General features: G+C 41.9%; 10 protein-coding genes and 2 other RNA genes. 8 read left to right on the plus strand and 4 right to left on the minus strand.

The features are described 5' to 3' along the window. The first annotated feature begins 80 nt into the window (after positions 1-80). The 8 genes from ssrA (M0651_RS13830) to M0651_RS13870 all read left to right on the plus strand — a co-directional run bounded on the left by ssrA (M0651_RS13830) (position 81) and on the right by M0651_RS13870 (position 9,432). Positions 81-444: a transfer-messenger RNA gene (gene ssrA, locus M0651_RS13830) on the plus strand. Between the two features lie 122 nt (positions 445-566). After that, positions 567-931: a transfer-messenger RNA gene (gene ssrA, locus M0651_RS13835) on the plus strand. Between the two features lie 83 nt (positions 932-1,014). Next, entirely contained in the window at positions 1,015-1,362 is a 348-nt protein-coding gene (locus M0651_RS13840) for a helix-turn-helix domain-containing protein (RefSeq protein WP_248552335.1), read from the plus strand. 371 nt (positions 1,363-1,733) lie between these two features. Next, positions 1,734-2,771, plus strand: coding sequence for a nucleotidyltransferase domain-containing protein (locus tag M0651_RS13845; RefSeq protein ID WP_248552336.1), 1,038 nt, complete (start codon positions 1,734-1,736; stop codon positions 2,769-2,771). Continuing rightward, entirely contained in the window at positions 2,768-4,609 is a 1,842-nt protein-coding gene (locus tag M0651_RS13850) for a ThiF family adenylyltransferase (protein ID WP_248552337.1), read from the plus strand. Before M0651_RS13845 ends, M0651_RS13850 begins: the two co-directional genes overlap by 4 nt. Positions 4,610-4,615: 6 nt before the next feature. Further along, positions 4,616-5,113, plus strand: a complete 498-nt coding sequence (locus M0651_RS13855; RefSeq protein ID WP_248552338.1) for a Mov34/MPN/PAD-1 family protein — start codon at positions 4,616-4,618, stop codon at positions 5,111-5,113. A gap of 11 nt (positions 5,114-5,124) precedes the next feature. Then, positions 5,125-6,249 carry an SAVED domain-containing protein gene (locus tag M0651_RS13860; protein WP_248552339.1) on the plus strand — a complete coding sequence of 375 codons (1,125 nt, stop codon included), beginning with the start codon at positions 5,125-5,127 and terminating at the stop codon, positions 6,247-6,249. Positions 6,250-7,611: 1,362 nt separating this feature from the next. Next, a complete protein-coding gene (locus M0651_RS13870) occupies positions 7,612-9,432 on the plus strand; it encodes a hypothetical protein (protein ID WP_248552340.1) in 1,821 nt (606 codons plus the stop codon). 558 nt (positions 9,433-9,990) lie between these two features. Here the strand turns inward: M0651_RS13870 and M0651_RS13875 are convergent. The 4 genes from M0651_RS13875 to M0651_RS13890 are packed head-to-tail and all read right to left on the minus strand — an operon-like array spanning position 9,991 to position 17,722. After that, on the minus strand, positions 9,991-14,463 hold the full coding sequence (locus M0651_RS13875; RefSeq protein WP_248552341.1) for a CCDC158 family protein: 4,473 nt from the start codon (positions 14,461-14,463) through the stop codon (positions 9,991-9,993). Continuing rightward, entirely contained in the window at positions 14,450-15,196 is a 747-nt protein-coding gene (locus M0651_RS13880; RefSeq protein ID WP_248552342.1) for a DUF6063 family protein, read from the minus strand. The genes M0651_RS13875 and M0651_RS13880 overlap by 14 nt, the downstream gene beginning before the upstream one ends. Next, positions 15,168-16,670, minus strand: coding sequence for a hypothetical protein (locus M0651_RS13885; protein WP_248552343.1), 1,503 nt, complete (start codon positions 16,668-16,670; stop codon positions 15,168-15,170). The genes M0651_RS13880 and M0651_RS13885 overlap by 29 nt, the downstream gene beginning before the upstream one ends. Next, positions 16,667-17,722 (minus strand): Wadjet anti-phage system protein JetD domain-containing protein, encoded by a 1,056-nt coding sequence (locus M0651_RS13890; protein WP_248552344.1) that lies wholly within the window; start codon positions 17,720-17,722, stop codon positions 16,667-16,669. Before M0651_RS13890 ends, M0651_RS13885 begins: the two co-directional genes overlap by 4 nt. Between the last annotated feature and the right edge of the window lie 100 nt (positions 17,723-17,822).

A 17,822-nucleotide genomic window follows, 5' to 3' on the forward strand; every position in this document is an offset into this window, starting at 1 on the left:
TTATTATGGAGAAGGAATGGTGATAACGAACAACAGCAGGCCCTTGCAGGCTGCACCTTGATCCAACACCCTTTTATTTCGGGGGCGTTTTTGGATTCGACGGGGGTAGATCGAGCATGGGTAGCGGGTAGTGGGGACGCGTCCACTTCATCAACGCTAAAGCCAATTAAACGGCAAACAAAACAACAACTTAGCTTTCGCAGCTTAATAACCTGTGAGCTAGCTCTATCCCTGCATCGCCCATGTGCCGGGAATAGGGCCCAACTTTAGTGGGATACGCCGTCTGGTCTCCGCCTGGGGTCAACGGAAGAAGATAATCAGGCTGACCCGAAGGGAATCCGGTGACAGGGAGTCTCTAGGGTGACATCAAAACTGTCACTACACCCGTAGAAACCTATGTGGCGTTGCCTTCGGACAGGGGTTCGACTCCCCTCGCCTCCATATGGTAAATCCACAAAAACGAAAAGGAGCTTTGAGAGTTAAACCAAAGCTTTGCCGCCGCGGCAAGCATATGCTTTAATAAACTCGCGGCAAACATTTGCTTTAATATTTAATTTCTTTTGCTCGGGGCCGTTTATGGATTCGACGGGGATAGTTCGAGCATGAGTAGCGAGTAGTGGGGACGCGTCCACTTCATCAACGCTAAAGCCTATTAAACGGCAAACAACAACAACCTTACGCTTTAGCAGCTTAATAACCTGTTAGCGTGCTCCTCCTCAGCATCGCCCATGTGACTGGGAGAGGGGCTCAACTATAGTGGGATACGCCGTTCGGTCTCCGCCTGGGGTCGACGGAAGAAGATAATCAGGCTGACCCAACGCAGAGCCGGTTACGGGGCGCTGCTCGGGTGACATTAAAACTGTGACTACACTCGTAGAAACTTATGTGGCGTTATCTTCGGACAGGGGTTCAAATCCCCTCGGCTCCATACTTAAAAGACTAATGCATATTTTTGTCCGAAATCGGACGGAAGTATGCTTTTGTTTTATCAATATAACCGCTTAAGGTGGAGTAATGGTGGATAATTTCCCTTCTGTTGGAGAAAGAATAAAATCAATAAGAAAACAACATAAATTAACGCAAATCGAATTTGCACAAAGCTTGGATATCTCTCAAGGAACACTTAGCGAAATTGAGTCGGGAAAAGCTAAGCCATCATTTGATGTGTTAGTTTTGTTGAGTGATATGTATTTGGTTGATATGAATTGGTTGATTATAAACCGAGAAGCAGAACTACGCGTCGGCTTGAAAAATGATGAGCTTTTTTTGTTGGAAAATTACCGAAAACTTGAGCAAATTGCCAAAGATGAGTTGCTTGATTATACAAATTTAAAGTTGTTGCGTTTTCAAAGAAAAAAATAAATTCCTAGATCTTCATAAGCCCAGTCGTATTTGTCATTGAGGTATGTGCCTAAATGAAATAATAGACTAGGGCTTTTTCCGTTGAGAAAAGTGGGAACTAAGGTAAGAGACTTGATACAGGTCGAGAGTATCTGCAATGGGAACATATGTTGGACTGTTTATTGATCTTTCAAAATTAACCAATTATAATAGAAATAGACCTGATTTTGCGATCAATTCGCAAAGAGAGGCCGGAAAGGAGCTTCTATTGATTCTCAGGAAAATCATATGCAGATAATAAGAAGTTGATATTTGACACTATTTATTTCTTCAATTATTTGCGAATTCCTGCTTGTTCACATTTATTTCACAAATAATTAGGAGGAATCTGTTTGTCACATTGCCAAAAACAATTTGAAGAATTTCATGACAATATTAAATTAAGTGATGAAGACAGTATCTTAAAAGAAAAGCGCGACATTATAATTGAAAGACTCGAATCTAAGATGCCAAAGGATGCCAAATCGTATTCTCATTTTAACCAGGGAAGTTACGCGATGAAAACTGGAATAAAGCCTTTGGTAGAAGGTAAGTACGATATTGATCTAGGGTTATTTTTTGATATGTCGAAGGATGACGTTGGGTCGCCTGTCGAAGCGAAAAAATGGGTCTATGATGCACTTGTAGGTCATACAAATGACGTTACGATGAAAACGCCATGTGTTACTGTGACATACGCGGCTGGGTATCATGTAGATGTTACTGTTTATGCAGCTAACAATAGTGATGACAAAGTATACTTGGCAAAAGGAAAACTCAGTACCCCAATTGAAAATCAAAAATGGGATGAATCAAATCCAAAAGATTTAATTAAAGAAATTCGTAATCGATTCCCAAATTCAGATGACCGAAAGCAGTTTCGCCGAATAATTCGTTATTTAAAAAGGTGGAAAGATGTTCAGTTCAGTGATACAGCCAATGGTAAACCAACGGGAATTGCTCTGACGTCAATTGTGTATCATAACATTCAGATTAAAACCGAGGTTGTGGACTTGTTTTCTGGAAAAAAAGAGTATCGTGACTTGGACGCAATCATTCATGTAATATCATCTTTTATATCGCAATTTACTACAAAGTATGAATTGGAGAACGGCGAGTGGGTTCCTTATCCGTTTGTGACAGTTAGTTTACCAGTATCACCATATCCTAATCTTTTGGAAAAAATGACTTTAAAACAATTGAAAGTGTTTAAAGATAAGCTTGAAAAACTTCTAGAAGCATTAGAGGCAGCAAAAGCTGAGGTTGACCCATCAGAAGCTGCTAAAATACTTAAGAAACAATTTGGAGATTCTTTCCCGGTTCCTTCAAAGGATGATACGGGTAAAAAAGCTTCTGCACCAGCTGTTATACCCAGTTCGGAGTCAGCATGAGGAATACATTAGAACAGGACATTGACATGCTCAGCGAGACAATTCAATACATTAAAGAGTATGGTCGCGAATTGGTTGAAGAGATCACGCTTATTCCAGAAGAACATCTGGAATCGTATCGGAAAGTTGCAACTGCATTTCGAATTCAAGTTGAGATTTTGGAAGGACCGACTACACTTGTGGTCGGTCTTCCCCCCGATTTCCCTTCACAATTGCCTATGTTTTTCGATTCTAATAAGCAATTCGGTTTTGCCCCACATATAGAGAAAGATGGGTTTATTTGTTTTACAAGAAATGAGAACTTAGTACTTGATGAAGAATATCCAGGGGCCATTGTTTTAGATTGTCTGAAAAAGGTAATAAAAGTATTGGAAAAGAACTTGTCGGGTGATGTTAAAGAAGAATTTCTAGAAGAGTTTGAAGTGTACTGGGGCAGAAGTAGTGCGGTTACGGCACATTGTATCATTAATGAAGAGAATGACTCGGTGAGAGAGTTAGATTTTAATTGGCTGTCTTTTGAGGATAACTATTATTTTTTTATAAACGAAAAGTCATTTGATCCGACTTCTTATATTCAAAAACTTTATAATTACGAGCTAGGCAAAAGCGACATAAGAAGGCGTTGCTTATTTGTCCCACTGCTAACGGGAACTTTTTTTATGCCACCTAAACCCGGGGAAAACTGGGATTACGATACTTTTTATAATAACTTATTTTCAAATATATCTAAAGAGAATAAGGAAGCTTTACTTCGATATTTAAAACGGACTCCTAAAAGTAATTCAACCATGGATTTTTTTGTAATTTCAATGCCGATTGAAAATAAAAAAAGATCTCTCATTGGTATTGTGTTAAGTTATCCAAAAGGAATGGTTAGAAATTCAAAAGCTCGTGTCGATCTGCATCCATTAATACGGAAACCCAACGAAATTAAATTATATCATTTTGATATTGAACGTCATAATAAAAATTTTCTTTTAACCAGAACCGGTGGAGATACAGAGTTATCAAAAAAACATGCAGTTGTAATAGGTGTCGGTTCTGTTGGTAGTGTTGTGGGAATGGGATTGGCTAAACTTGGGTTTGGGGAAATCACGCTTATAGACAAAGAACTATTGTCTATTGAAAATGTTTATCGACATGAGCTCGGCGTAAATAATATATATTCAGATGCTGATAAATCAAAAAAATATGAACTTTCAAAAGTGGCTGCCTTGAAAGATGAGATAGAAAGCAAATATCCTTTGACTACTGTTAAGCCGATGTTTAACGATATTCGTAATGTCATTGAGAAGGGGTTAATTGATTGGGCTCAGACCGACATAGTTATCATTTGTTTAGGTTCACCCAATATTGAAATGATGATTAACCGTGTTTTTCATAAGATTCATAATGCTCCACCAGTACTGTACGCATGGGTTGAGCCTCTAGGCATTGGTGGACATGTTCTAGTGACTCTTAATCATCAAAAAAAAGGTTGCTACCAATGTCTATTCAGGCGTATCTCTGAAGGTGAGGCAATTAGAAATTTATCTTCTTTCGCTGCACCTTATCAATCATTTTCAAAAACCTTAAATGGGTGCGGATCATACTTTACTCCCTATAGTTTTCTGGATAGTGAACAAACTGCAATATTGGTGCTTCGGTCCGTAAGTAATGTGTTTCGGGCGAAAATACAAGGAAATGAAGTATTCTCGTGGAAAGGTGAAGCGGATACATTCTTAGATCAAGGTTTTAAACTTAGTGAGCGATACTCTATGACTGATGGGGAGCTTATGGAACGGCGTTCTATGTTTATTGACCCTAAATGTCCGGTATGTTCAGCAAAGGAGTCATGAATTTTTATGTTAGACCACCAGTACCAGCTTCCTTCAAACCACTTCTTAAAAATTACATTGAATTCTTATCAAGTAATGAAGTCGTTTATTCAACTTGAGAAAAATTCTTGTGAAGCAGGAGGTATATTGGTGGGGAGAGTTTTGGATGAAAGCAATAACTTTATTATTGATGATGTATCAAGTCCAATGCCTACTGATCATCGGCGTAGGAATCATTTTTATAGACATCCTAATGGACACCAGGATTTCTTCGATAAAAAGTGGGGGGAAAGTAAAAATACTTGCTTTTATTTGGGGGAATGGCATACACATCCTGAACCATCTCCCTATCCTTCGCATATTGATTTTCAAACGTGGAGAAGATTGTTAAAGTTTCCTACACAAAATATAAGTGTGCTTTTTTTTATCATATTAGGAACTTCCCAAATGAAAATATGGCAAGGTACTAATAATAATGGAGCAATCAGGATCGAATTAGTTGCCGCATCAAAAATTGATGCATAGGGGGGACAAAAATGGCCAGAAGACAGAAAAATCAAAGTGAAAAAAAGCGAAGGGAGTTAACTAGAGCAGAACTATTACATTTATGGATGGTTTCTGGGGGGATCTGCACATTTGAAGGGTGTAACAAGCGGCTGGTTGCAAACACAGACGGGAAATTAACTAACGTCGGAATAATAGCCCATATTATAGGCCATAAAGGCCCAAGATATGAATTTGCGCAACAATACGGATTTACTGATGATACCTTGGAAGATGTAAGGAATTTAATGCTGATGTGTTATGATCATTCAAAACTTATCGACGATGATCATACCAAGGAACAATTTCCACCGGACAAGCTGTTTGAGATGAAGGCTAATCATGAGGCATGGGTAAGATCATGGACTGATGAGAAAAGGAAAAGCCTGGCGATTGTTCATAAACGTTTAGGTCCTCCAATGGCGACTATTCCTCAATTAGAACAGACTCCAAATATTATATTGCAGGCTGTGGAAAATCAGGACGAATTCAATGATTTCTCCCCTGAAGGATGGGCTGAAGGAAAAGATGATAACAAAAAACTCTATAAAAAATTCGTTGAGTGCATCAAAAAGGGAGAATATGAAGTTGCAGAAGTTTTCGCGTTATCTCCGATACCTTTATTAATTCATTTGGGCATTTTATTGTCTGATACCATACCATTCACGATTTATCAATATGAACGTGACTCGGAATTATGGGTTAGTAAATTGCCAGAAGGCCAAATGCTTGAACCAATAAACCCATCAATGCAACTTAGCATCGGTAATTCAAAACAATTAGTGGTGGCAATAGCAATAAGTGGGGTGATTACTCAAGAAGATGTGGAGAATATAGCATCAGAAGCCGATCAATTGATTATTAATATCGAAAATCCACATGTTAAAAGGATTTTGTATAGAGACCAAGTCAAGGAAGTACAAAAGATTTTTAAGGAAAAAACAGAAGAGTTAATCAGGAGAAATGGTTATAAGAAAATTCATCTGCTATATAGTGGTCCAGCTGGACTAGCAATTGAACTAGGAAGGAGTATAAACCCTAATATGTGGCCAGAAGTTTTGATTTACCAATTTAATTATAGGGCTGAGCCGCGATATAGTTTTGCATTATCAGTTTGACTAATCTTTAATGAGTAACCAAGATGACGATGTTTGAAAGCCGCCAGAGTAGCTATCAAGAGAGAAAAGAATGGTGAACCTGTACAGTACGTGATCGAATTCATCACTGAGGCTATATCAAATTCTAGGATGAAGTTTATTCCCAATCCCTTTATTACTGTTGGACTGCCAAGTATCATTTTCACATACCTTGCATTCGAAAACACGATGAAGCTTTTTCTCTCCGTATATCTGACTGATTACGAGTAGATAAGAAAGCAATTATGTGCAAAGGCAAAGTAGTCGATCCTGATGGAGCTAAATTCGACAAACCTATAATCTTCTTCAAGGAAAAGATTTGGATGGACGTTGAACGGGATGAACGTAATCAATGGGTTACCAACGCCGTAATGCTATTCACGCATATAAGAACAGAGAGATTGGTCCAATTGAGGAGTTACATGAGGTCGTTAGGGATTATTTGGATCTTATTAAAGATGAACGTTAGGTTGCCCTGACCTGATTACTAATTATACATGCTGTTAGATGAAAATAAAGTATTAGACTAACATGCTGTTTTTGCAAACCACCTACAAGAAAAAAGCTAAAGAGAGTGTCCCAAAAGCATTTTTGTGATTTTTCAGCCCCCACTGAAGTTCGATTATAAGCAAAATGATAACCTCCATCCCTACTTATATAGTGGTTTTGGAGGTTTTTTCGTTCCGATTTTGGGACTGGCTCATCAGAATGCACCCTTTTGGGACAGCTTCATTTTTATTTTTTATGGCTGATACCATTGAATCTTGGAGAAAAGTCATATACATACGAAAGACTAATGAACTAAAGCAAGCGTTACTATGGGCTTGCTCGTATTCGAGCACGCCTTCAGACGACGAGCTAGATCGTCATTAGCTTGCAGTTCCTCGTGATGAATCTGGAGCGAAGACTACGGCTTCTTTTTTGTCGTTCATCGCATGGCTGCAAGCGTTTCGGCGGTGCTTGAATGAGGCATTTGCCGTCAAATTGAATTAACCGGTTTCGATCAGCAGCCCGCAGAAGCACTGTTGCAGAGCGATCAATTGCAACTGAAGCCGTACATAGCTAGTACCGCTCTCAGCAGCATGCCTACCTGTCTGTACCGATGAGAGGGCTCCTTCTTGACCAAACGATGTAGGCGGCGTGGGCTCTTGCATCGAAGTGGCGATGCCGAAATAACGCTATCTAGTCCCCTCTCAGGAAAATACTTACGAATCAAAGGTTGCAATCCTCGTCACAGATTAAGGCATTGACAATCTCTTGGCATTATTATACAGTGATTTTGTGAACAACGTTCACAAAAATAAATATAAATTGTGATTAAAATTAAAAATTGGAGGGTGGCATATGGCAATTATTAATTCTGAGAACATTGTTGGGACAAAGGAAATAGGAGATTTGTTCGGAGTAAGCTCTTCAGCGGTAGTAAATTTGCAAAATCGTTACATAGATTTCCCCGTTCCGATAAAGAGACTTGAGTCCGGGCCGATTTTTGATTTATTGGAAATCCAAGAGTGGGGTGTGAAGCACAACCGTATTCCAATCAGGAATACAGTTCCGATTGAAGCTGGGGATCATAAGTCTATAGCTATCGTTGGACTCCCAAGGACAGGAAAGAGTTATTCTTCTTCTGTGTTTGTGGCAGAACATGAGTGCTTTGTCCTTCGTCGCGCGTTCAGTGGGGCTGGTGACGACTTCACGCAGTGCGCGGTAAAAATCATCGTTTCGTCAAAAATAATGGAGCCGTATGCTCAGTTCAATACAGAAAATGAAGAAGAGAGGCAATATTCGCGAATAGATGAAAAAAGCCTAATTAATTTTGTGACCGAAATCAATGCGTACTTAAAACAAAAACGCGAGTCAGGCGCAGAAATTTCACCCTCTGAATATATTGAAATTTTTGTTCAGCCAAGCCAACTAGCGGCAGAAATCTTGAATGAAAACAAATTATCCTACTTGATTATCACCGATACGCCGGGCGTGTCAGATTCTTATGAACTGGTGCAAATAGCAGAAGCACATCTTGTCATGCTCGTCTTAACCGACAGCGGTGGTGAAACCGCGCGAGCGGGATTCAAAAAAATTGTAGAAGGTATTGCCCCATTAGTAGCTGCCGGCGATGCATGCTTTCTATATAACCTGAAAAAACCGTGCGATGATGAGGAAGAATATGCAGATATGCAGCGGGAAGCTGAAACAGCTATGCAAAGCTTCGAAGCGGAGTTCGCACCACTTAGGAAAAGCATTATTGATACTTCAATGAATATTCTTCATCCCTCGAAGTCCGTGTTAGGAATTCCAGGAATGAAGGATAGGAGAATAAATTTCGCAGAAGAAGCGTTCAGGCAAAGGCTCAAGGAGGTCATCAACCGTTCTTTCAAAGGTGAGGGGTTGGAGTTGATTAACAAAGAACTGCAAGACTCACTTAAGGAAGCGATCACGGGAGCCGAACAGCTTACCGAAGAGGGCATTTGCAACAGTTTTCTCAACTTCTTAACAAACGTTTTATCGCAAATTCCACGCTTGGCAAGCGATCTAACGAAACCTGATTACTTCCAAACATTTAAAAGTAAAAACCATGCTCGTGTAAAATCTCAGGACGGGTACAGGATCGATAATGCCGTAAAGATTGAACGTAAAGATTCATTGTCAAGGCTATACCAGTCCTTTAGTACATATACGGCTGAAAACACGCCCGATCTTTTAAAGCAGGCCGGAATAAAGCTGTTTTATAAACTTATCTCCGAAGAACTTAAAAGTGATTCTGGGATTGGGGTCGGGATTCACCCATGGGAGGATTATCCGCCTATTACAATGCGAGCGATTGAGTATACTTTGGCATCAGAGCTTGAACAGGCGTTCCTACAAGGAGCTAATGATCCCGCACACACTTATTGTGACACGATGAAGAGAAACGGAATCATTAGCAAGTCATGGCATTGTGTTCGCATCGATGTCAACAAGCTATATTTGTTACCAATCCTCAAAAATTGTGGTGTCTTATCTCTGCATTCCTCTAATCTTATGGAACTTGTACGTAATCGATATATTGGAGGATTGAGAAAGGTTGGAGAATTTAAGGCATGGGAACAATGTTTAGAAGCTTTCGATACCAAAATCACTGCAAATTTTTCCCCAAATAACCTTGTAAAGTCAACAGGTATTTAGCTTTCTTTTTAGTGTCTAGTACCTCACTAGTTCTAGAATACGTAAACCTCAACGAAATAGGCCAATCTTGCCAATAGATGTGGTACACAATGAATCAAAAATCGTTAGGATGTTTCCCATGGCAATAGGACTAAAGGTAAGTGAAATCTTCATTAGCGATAAACAAGGTGAGATACTGGAACAACTGATTCGGTGACGGAACATTTCGTAGTCTCTGGCCAAGCAGACGCGGCTTGTGCTGGAGTTGGCCCGTTGACTCACCAACACGGCAATCAGCCAACTGCTGCCAATGAATCGTTCACAAGTCTAATACTTTATTTCCTGCTGATACATGCGTTCCAAAACGGGAAGCACCGCCTTATCCAGATATGGTTAACGGCGGTGCCAGAAGTTACATTTCGATTAAAGTTTCGTAACGCCATATACAAATCATGCACCGATTGTGATGGAGAGAGCTCGATTCAACAAGTAACCTGTTCCGTTATGAAGTGCTCCCCAAATATCTAGGCCACGTCTATTTCTTTTTAAAACGTTCATATTCGCCATCATTTATTACTATTATATAAGCCGCGGCGCTTGCTCCAACTTTCTGAATCCGTGATGGACGTGATGGGTGACGGCATCTTTGCCGCTCTTTTGTTTCTGTAGGTCCAGGGAACAGTAGACAGGGAACTTTTGAGAAATGCCGAGCTTAACCAGTTCCGGAGGAGTGACAACCAGCCACTGGAATTTTAACAAATCCGCAATGACAAATATCGGGTCCACTACGTGGGGCGATATGGCATTGGCGAACGGGTTATCCGATATGAGGACCGAATACCGCTGATCGGTGCTCTTACGTTTGAAGGTTAACAGCATCATCATGACCAGCGTCCGGGCCGCAACCAATTGGCCACCGCTACCGGCAGTCTCTGTATGTGATCCCGTATTCATCGTTTCCCATTCCGTAAAATAGTGGCTCAATGGCTGTTCCGTCAAAAAGGTATTGTCCGTATTCAGATTGTAGATTTCCAAGATTGGAAATTGATTATGAAGAGCCGCGAATACCAAGTCGCTTGGATTAATTTTTTTCTTGATGATCCCCATATCAATCCCCTCAATGGCTGAATGGGTTCTTAAGAGTTCTTTTAAGACATTATCAAAAAACTCGAACATATAGATTTCGATATCTTCGACTAGCTTCGGCAGTCGTTCCGCATGCCGAAGGCGCAGGAGATCGAATTTGTGGTTCCCTCTATTTCGAATGGACATTCGCTGGGTCATCTCCCGTAACCCTTTGATAATCGAAATACAAAACTTAGAGGCATGTTTTCCCCAGTTTCTACGTGCCTCTTCCGCAATCCCGATATCGTCTTTTTGTTTTTCCAACTCAAAGAGGGCGTAATTTCGGTTTTCTTTCAAGATTTCCAACTTTTCTTCAGGCTCCGAGTCTCTTAGCAGGCGATATTGGCCGACCATGACTTCTTTTAAATACTCGTCCCACGAAGATCCCTCAATAACTGACAGATGTTTTTTGCAAATCTCATCGGCCTTTTTCATAACCGATTTATACACGTCTTCTTTCTTCTTCCGGGAATCATTCCAGGAAGAGATGATATTAGGATCTTGCCTGATTTTATCCAGTAAAGAAAAATCTAGTGAAACCTCTGCTTGAACGTCATCCTTATCCAGGTATGCTTCCAATCTGTTGTGCATTAACTCAAAACGATTTGCGTTACCTTGAAGATTTTTGATTTGAGTTGCAAGGGTTTGAAGCTCTGCTTCGACCGCAGCAAGGCCGCGTTCGATTTCCAGTTCTTTGGCTTCGATCACAACATTTCCCCAAGGATCAGGGTTCTTTACGCTGCTCTCTGCTTTCTGTCGGTCTTTCACCAAATGGTCCAGACTGGTTTGAGCTTTTCCCAATGCATTTTCATAGGCTCGTTCTGCATTAACGGCTGCTTTGACTTCCTCTTCCAAGACACGTTCGCGACGTTCCAGCCAATCGACCGATTCTATAGGAACTGGGATACGATCCCAATTCAGTTCAACACCTTCGAGATGGTCTTTTGCTTTTTGCAAATCATCGAGGGCTCGCTTCATTTCGGTCTGCAAACGGATTAACTCCGCATTATTCATGGAAATATCCTGGTCAATGCTTCTCATGGTTGATATGATATGGAGCAGACTTTCGCTGTGAACGTGCAGATGAGGAGGCTCTTCCGATGGTTCGGTTTTGGAAACGGAAGGGAGCGCTGCATTGTCCACATAGAAACGAATTTGTTCGATTTTCCCTTGAATTTCTTGGTTCCATTTGGAATAAGCTATACTCCAGTTAAATAGCAAATCCCCCACGTTCTTGGCTTGTTCGACTACTTCATCATACTGTTTTCCCAAACTCCGTTCCTGTTTCTCCTGCCGGTCCTTTTCATTCATGCGATCCAGGGTTCTCCAATAATCCGTCACATAGGTCTCCAACTCTTGTACACGGGATCGAAGCTCACGAACAGCTAACTCCAAATGTTCCTTCTCTTCCTTCGCTTGATCAACTAACTCCACCTTCACCTGCAAGAGATTCCGGCTTTCCTGTAGGCGTAATTCCACATGTTGAGTCTCGCTTTTTTTCTTCTCATACTCTTGTAAGAGGAGAGTAGAGGTGGTGTGAAGGAGAGTTGATTTCACCTTCTCCAACAGTTGTCGGTGAATCTCTTCTTGCTTTTGGCACTTCCCCATCTGATCAGTCAAGTCCTGCAGCCGAACAATCATGGTTTGTTTCCGTGCATCCCATGCCCCGGGAACGGCAGACAGCTCATAAGCCTGGTTTGCTGATATCGCAAACAGATGGGTCTCACTGCCCTCAAGGCGTTCAGCAGCATAAAGAGGGACGGGAGAAAAATGAACGTCGTCCTGGAATAAATCTGCCTGTAGAATACTCTGAATATCCTCATTCTTATACGCCACCAGTGCATAAGGGAGAAGAGGAAATGATGCCAACATATCTCTTCGTTTGGAAATCTCTAAATGATGAACATATTCTGTGCCCAACATGATCGCGAAGCCACGCTTCTCGAGTTTTTGTTTGGCCAGAAGCAGACTGGCGTTAGGTACCCAAACCGGCGAATCATCGGTGCCAAGGTCCAAGTCTAGCTCCTGATTCAAGGTCCAGATCTCTTCTTTAAACTGCAATTTGCGTTGTTCCCAGTGCTGAATCTTAGCCTTCAAAACCGCCTTTTGAGCGCGTAAAAATTCCGGTACAGGCACTTCTTCTAAAGGGACAGCTCTTAGCTCGCGAATCAACTCACCGGTCAGGGTTTCTTCGCTCTGATATTGTTTATGGTACTGTTCATATAAATGAGATGCTGCTTTGGAAGCTTGAGTAAACTGCTCTTCTTCCTTTTGCACGCGGCCAAAAAGCTCTGTGCTTTCTTGCGATAGCTGTTCAATTTTTGAGGATAGCTTCCGCACTTGCTCAACCCGGGATTCGAGCTCGGTTTGTTCAGATTTAAAGATCCCTTCCGGATCTAAACGAATGGCGACTCCATGTAAGTTTTCCATCTGACAGGTTTTGGATTCGAATTCATCGATTTGTGTTGCCAGACTTTGTATCGTTGCCTTTGTTTGAATTAGTTCGTCATTAAGGTTCTTCAAGGTCTGATCGCGCTCGGTTTTAGATTGAGTCAGATGATTATTATACGCTTCATATTGTTCTTGAACATTCTGCAATTCCTGACGGAGGATGTTCCACTCGGAAAGGGCCTTTTGCCGAAGTTCAGTCAACTTTTGTTTATTCGCGTTCACTTCGGCAGAGTTTTCAATGGCGTCCATTTGAAGTTTGATGTTTTGGACAATCTGCCAACAGTCGTGCTGAATTTTCCTTAGTTTTTGGAGCTGAGCTTTTTTATGGGTATCCTGTTTACGCTTCAATTCAGCTTTGGCTTCACTGTCTCTATTCTCTGCCTCTTTGCACACTTCTAGCTGATGCTGTTCCGCCCGTAAGGCGCGTACATAGCCTAGATTACTTTGCTGCCAAGTAAAGTCTTCTTTTTGTTTCTGTAAGGCGCTCTGATCGGTTTGCTTTTGTGCTATATCCGCTTTGGTCATGCGGAGAAGCTCCTCAATCGACCTGAACAACTGGACACCTTCACTTTCTGTGTTCTCCAAATCCTCTTTGGCGGTAACACAAGCAGAAACAGCAAGTTCCAGCTCAATACACATTTCAATAAGCACATGTAGTGCTTCTTCCCGGTTTCGCAAAAATGGAAGCTGCTCAGCAATAACAGCTGCATCTTTAAATAATTTGGCCAGATCTGTGTTGCTTTCCGAATCGTTGTGCATGCGTTCGGCAATCGTTGGAATTAAAAGCTCTTTAAACAACCCCATATTGGTACGTGAATTGGGAAACACCTTCTCAAAATAATCCTGAATCCCGGCCTCATTTCGATTCATTTTGACCATTTCTGCCCAGTCATCCGCATAAATGCCGTAGGACGCCAGCGTTTCCTTGTATCTTCTTTTATCTTTGGAGGAGTTTGTGAAATATCGGAATTCGTCTGCTCCGGAGCGAAGAAGATCGCACCACTCTTTATAAGGCATAATTGAGCGGTTCTGCTCGTCGTAATATGACAAATCACGAATAGTAAAGCGTTCGTGTTCCCCATATTCCCGAACAAAGGTCGTATAGTCCACCTCAACGTTTTCGGTGTTATCTTCTTTTTTCATGGATTTCGTTGCAAAAAATGCAATCCCCGTAACTAAATAGCGCTTCGGAGTCGTATCCAGTACCCATTCGACAGATACATAAAAAGGATATGGTTTAAAGTTTCCCTTCTCATCATAAAAGAAGTGGCGTACGGTGGAAGTCCCCTCCTTGCCCCAAGAGACCATGGGAAGGACCACTTGAAACAACAATTGCAGCAATACGCCCTTTCCGCCGCTGTTAATCATGGATAGAAGGGTGTGGTCGGCATTGAAATCGAACATGCTGTTCAAGTAAAATTTAAGCTGTTTGTTATAGCGCGGCCCGGTTATACGCAAGGCATTAATTGCTGGCATCCTGGTTCCTCCCTGCATCAATAATGGATTTTAGCTGTTTAAACCGGTCATGGTCGTGATAGAGAAGATCAAGCCGGTCATAAAGTTCATCGGTTGGGAGTAGAATGGTTTGATCGTCATCTTCGATAATTCGAAGAAGCCGTTCTTCCACCAGCAAGTTTGCAGCTAAGGTGCAATACGAATACTTTGTTTTCGTAGACGCTACAGGCTTACCGACTCCGTCTTCATACGGCTGTTTGGCAAACCACATGTCCTTAATCTGAACAATAGCGATGCCCCATTCGGCTTCAATTTCCGGCTGTTTCTGCAACTCTTGTTCCCATCGGGCCATGGTTTGGTCCACCAGCTCAATCCATTTATGAATGGTAACCCCGCTGATTTCCTGCTCGTTACGAATCAATAAATCCCCATCCATTTCAGACAGCAGCACCATGAGGAGGATGTGAAGCAAATCCAATTCGTCCCTGTTTTTAATTCGTGAATGCTTGTCCTTTAACTGTGTAAAAGAAGAGGCGTACACACTACCTTCCGGTTCCACAACCAAATGGAGTTTCGTTGGTGTCTCCAGAATCATAGTTCCAGATTGTTTGGCAATGATGTTCGTGGCCTCGTGAATTTCTTGTTCGGAAAAATAGGGAGCCAGAAAATCTTGATTTCGGTCGACCATTTTATGACGGAGCAAATAAAAATAAATGGACGCGCTTTTATGAAGTTGTTCTGCTGTAAATGGCATTGGAAGTATCCTCCTCGGCAGGATCTTTGATGCTGATAATGATAGGGGAGATGCGAACCCCAAAAAACTGAAGGGGAGCTCCTCGTTCAAAACGAGCCCGTATGGTTTTTCCTGCAATCTCGCTAAAAAACGGATCTGTGTTGATGAGATGCCGAATCAGCTCCATCCGCTCATCCTCATAAGGTTGATGGGTTGTAAACAGGTGAGGGACTTCCAGCACATCCGTTTTAAAGATCATCCACAACTCCAGTGCTTCAATAGTCCATTCTTTTGCAGGGATGTCCCGTAAACTGACTTCTCCCGTGTAAATCAAATCACGGACTACCGGGGCCCAATACCGGCATAAAGCGGACCAATCTCGGGTTTCTTTCGGTTCCAAGGACTGTTCTTCGAGCTCATCCTCTTCTTGGATCTCATCATCATGATGACGTACTTCCTGTTCGCTCCAGACTAACCCCATTGGATAAATAAAAGGCGCTCGAGGGGAAAAGAAGGGGGAGAGCAACTTCTCCATTGTATTGGCCGGAATTCCTTTTACCAGCAACTCATTTTCCCAAATATCGGTTTTAAAAGAAACGTTACGCCGCTTCATAAAGGCCGACGGACGGTACTTCCGAATGGAAAGCTCCAACTCAATATTTTGGTAAAGTTCTGCATGCAGTTTGGCCGATAAAGCCATGGTAGCATGGACTTTCATTTCCATTTCGAGAATGTGGAAACGGGCTTCCGGTGTGGCCAAATCCACGTTAGCCAGCATCCGAATCATTTTATCAAATCGCTGATTGGATTCTTCAAACTGACGCTCAATTTCATTCCGTCGTTCTTTTCTTGCCTGCGTTCCTTGTTCCATGAGGATTTTGGGATTGCGGTGCAGATGCCTCCGGTAATCATACTCTTGTGCGATCAATTGCTTGATTTTCGTAATCAATACATCTAGTGACTGAAGGGCGGACCGAAAATTATTGTTGCGGATCAGTTTTAAGGTATAAAGCTGTTCGAACTCAATGGAAAACTCTAAAATGACCTCTCGACTTAAAAAGATCATATTTTGAGAAGTTTGCGTCAATTTATAGATGGCTTCCCGTTTTCGGTATTCGGTATCGATCGTCAAATACAAGAATGGTTTATCGCTAAACAATCCACTCGATGGGTCGAACACTTTGGCGTTGAACGGGTTCCGTAGATTGGGATTTCCGTAGGACACAAGGCCACTAATTAACCGTTCGGCTTTGTCATCGTCATGGGGTAAGTTTTGATGTTCCATGATTGTTTTGGCGATGGCAACGAGATCAGACCGAGATCGCTTCCCATCATCCTTGATTTCCCGGTAAAAGACCTCCAGTAATATTGCCAACAACAGTTGGGGGAGATAAGGCGCCAAGGTGGCCCCGACTTCCATCCCTTTTCCTAACATAAAAATGGGGTTTAGCATGGTGGTTCGTTCCCGGAACCCTTCCCAAATTTCAGCGTTCATGTGAGGCCCCCTTTCTGCATGTTTTCGTAGGAGATTGCTTCTTGAGGGAAGCGAACCCGGTTGCTCCATGATTGTTCGGCCTTATCCAAAATAAGTGGATACGGTTTTACTTCTTCAAAAAAAAGCGCGACTTGTTCTCGGTTTTGAACTTGACCCGGTTTTACAGGAACAGGCGATTTGGCTTGCTGAGCCATTTCTTCATATAACGTTATCGCTAGCTGAATAGGATAGTCGGGGGAGGAGCGTTTCAAACTATCATAAATAGCAAAGCCGCTAGGGTCATAGTCTCCTGCATACCAAATGGTTGTTAAAGGAACAGGGACTCGCAAGTCTTCCAAGTATGACAAGGAAGAGACAATATGTTTCCCCCGTCCAAAAATCAAGAGTTCTGGGCTTAGGCCATATATGTTCCCGCTTTCCTCTAGCACCCTTCTGCATGAGTGAAAAAGGGAGCGGTTTTCAACGATCAAGATGCGGCGTACGTCCTCTGTCAGCATACGGGGCTGGAGCCAATACACAAAAGGCTCACCATAGACCCGAGCATAAAGGTCAGGAAGAGTTTTTTTGATCCGCCGCAAAAATTCTTTCCCCTCGCTGGTATCCATCCATTTTTCATCATGGAACAGCTGGTACGATCGTTCTTCCCGGGAAACCCAAATTTTAGGGCCGTGGCTTTCTAGGAAAGCGGCTACGGCCAAAATGCGACTCCAGGCTTCTTCAGTTTGTTCTCCAGGGTGGGATTGATAAAAGGACAAATCAATGAGCGAAGCCAAGGTCATAAACTGTCCTATATTCCACCTCGATTCAATCTGTTTTTTTATCAATCGCCATTCCACAGGGAGGTGGGGGTCCTTTCCATTGTGGATATTTTGTTTATTTTTTACAGGTACAATCTCTCCATCATATTCTAAATCCCGCACAAAACTGGCAAACTTTTTATAGGAAAAGGCATCTATACCAACGGCGGACATAAATGCTTTCTCCAGCCGATGGATATCAAAAGTACGATTTTTTTGGGTGTTCAAATAGTTCAAAAGCCATTCTTTGTTCATATAATCTGTCCTTTTTGTCGTTTCCTATTATTATAGCAGTTTCGACAAATTTACAGAATTATCGGTAGGCATCCAGATAAACGATCAACTCCTTTTTAAT

This window comes from Paenibacillus mellifer (genome assembly GCF_023195895.1).
GTDB lineage: Bacteria > Bacillota > Bacilli > Paenibacillales > Paenibacillaceae > Fontibacillus > Fontibacillus mellifer.

Excerpts from the sequence above, each read along its gene's own strand:
- M0651_RS13840 (WP_248552335.1), top strand. The coding sequence starts at position 1,015 with ATGGTGGATAATTTCCCTTCTGTTGGAGAAAGAATAAAATCAATAAGA.
- M0651_RS13850 (WP_248552337.1), top strand. The coding sequence starts at position 2,768 with ATGAGGAATACATTAGAACAGGACATTGACATGCTCAGCGAGACAATT.
- M0651_RS13855 (WP_248552338.1), top strand. The coding sequence starts at position 4,616 with ATGTTAGACCACCAGTACCAGCTTCCTTCAAACCACTTCTTAAAAATT.
- M0651_RS13860 (WP_248552339.1), top strand. The coding sequence starts at position 5,125 with ATGGCCAGAAGACAGAAAAATCAAAGTGAAAAAAAGCGAAGGGAGTTA.
- M0651_RS13870 (WP_248552340.1), top strand. The coding sequence starts at position 7,612 with ATGGCAATTATTAATTCTGAGAACATTGTTGGGACAAAGGAAATAGGA.
- M0651_RS13875 (WP_248552341.1), bottom strand. The coding sequence starts at position 14,463 with ATGCCAGCAATTAATGCCTTGCGTATAACCGGGCCGCGCTATAACAAA.
- M0651_RS13880 (WP_248552342.1), bottom strand. The coding sequence starts at position 15,196 with ATGCCATTTACAGCAGAACAACTTCATAAAAGCGCGTCCATTTATTTT.
- M0651_RS13885 (WP_248552343.1), bottom strand. The coding sequence starts at position 16,670 with ATGAACGCTGAAATTTGGGAAGGGTTCCGGGAACGAACCACCATGCTA.
- M0651_RS13890 (WP_248552344.1), bottom strand. The coding sequence starts at position 17,722 with ATGAACAAAGAATGGCTTTTGAACTATTTGAACACCCAAAAAAATCGT.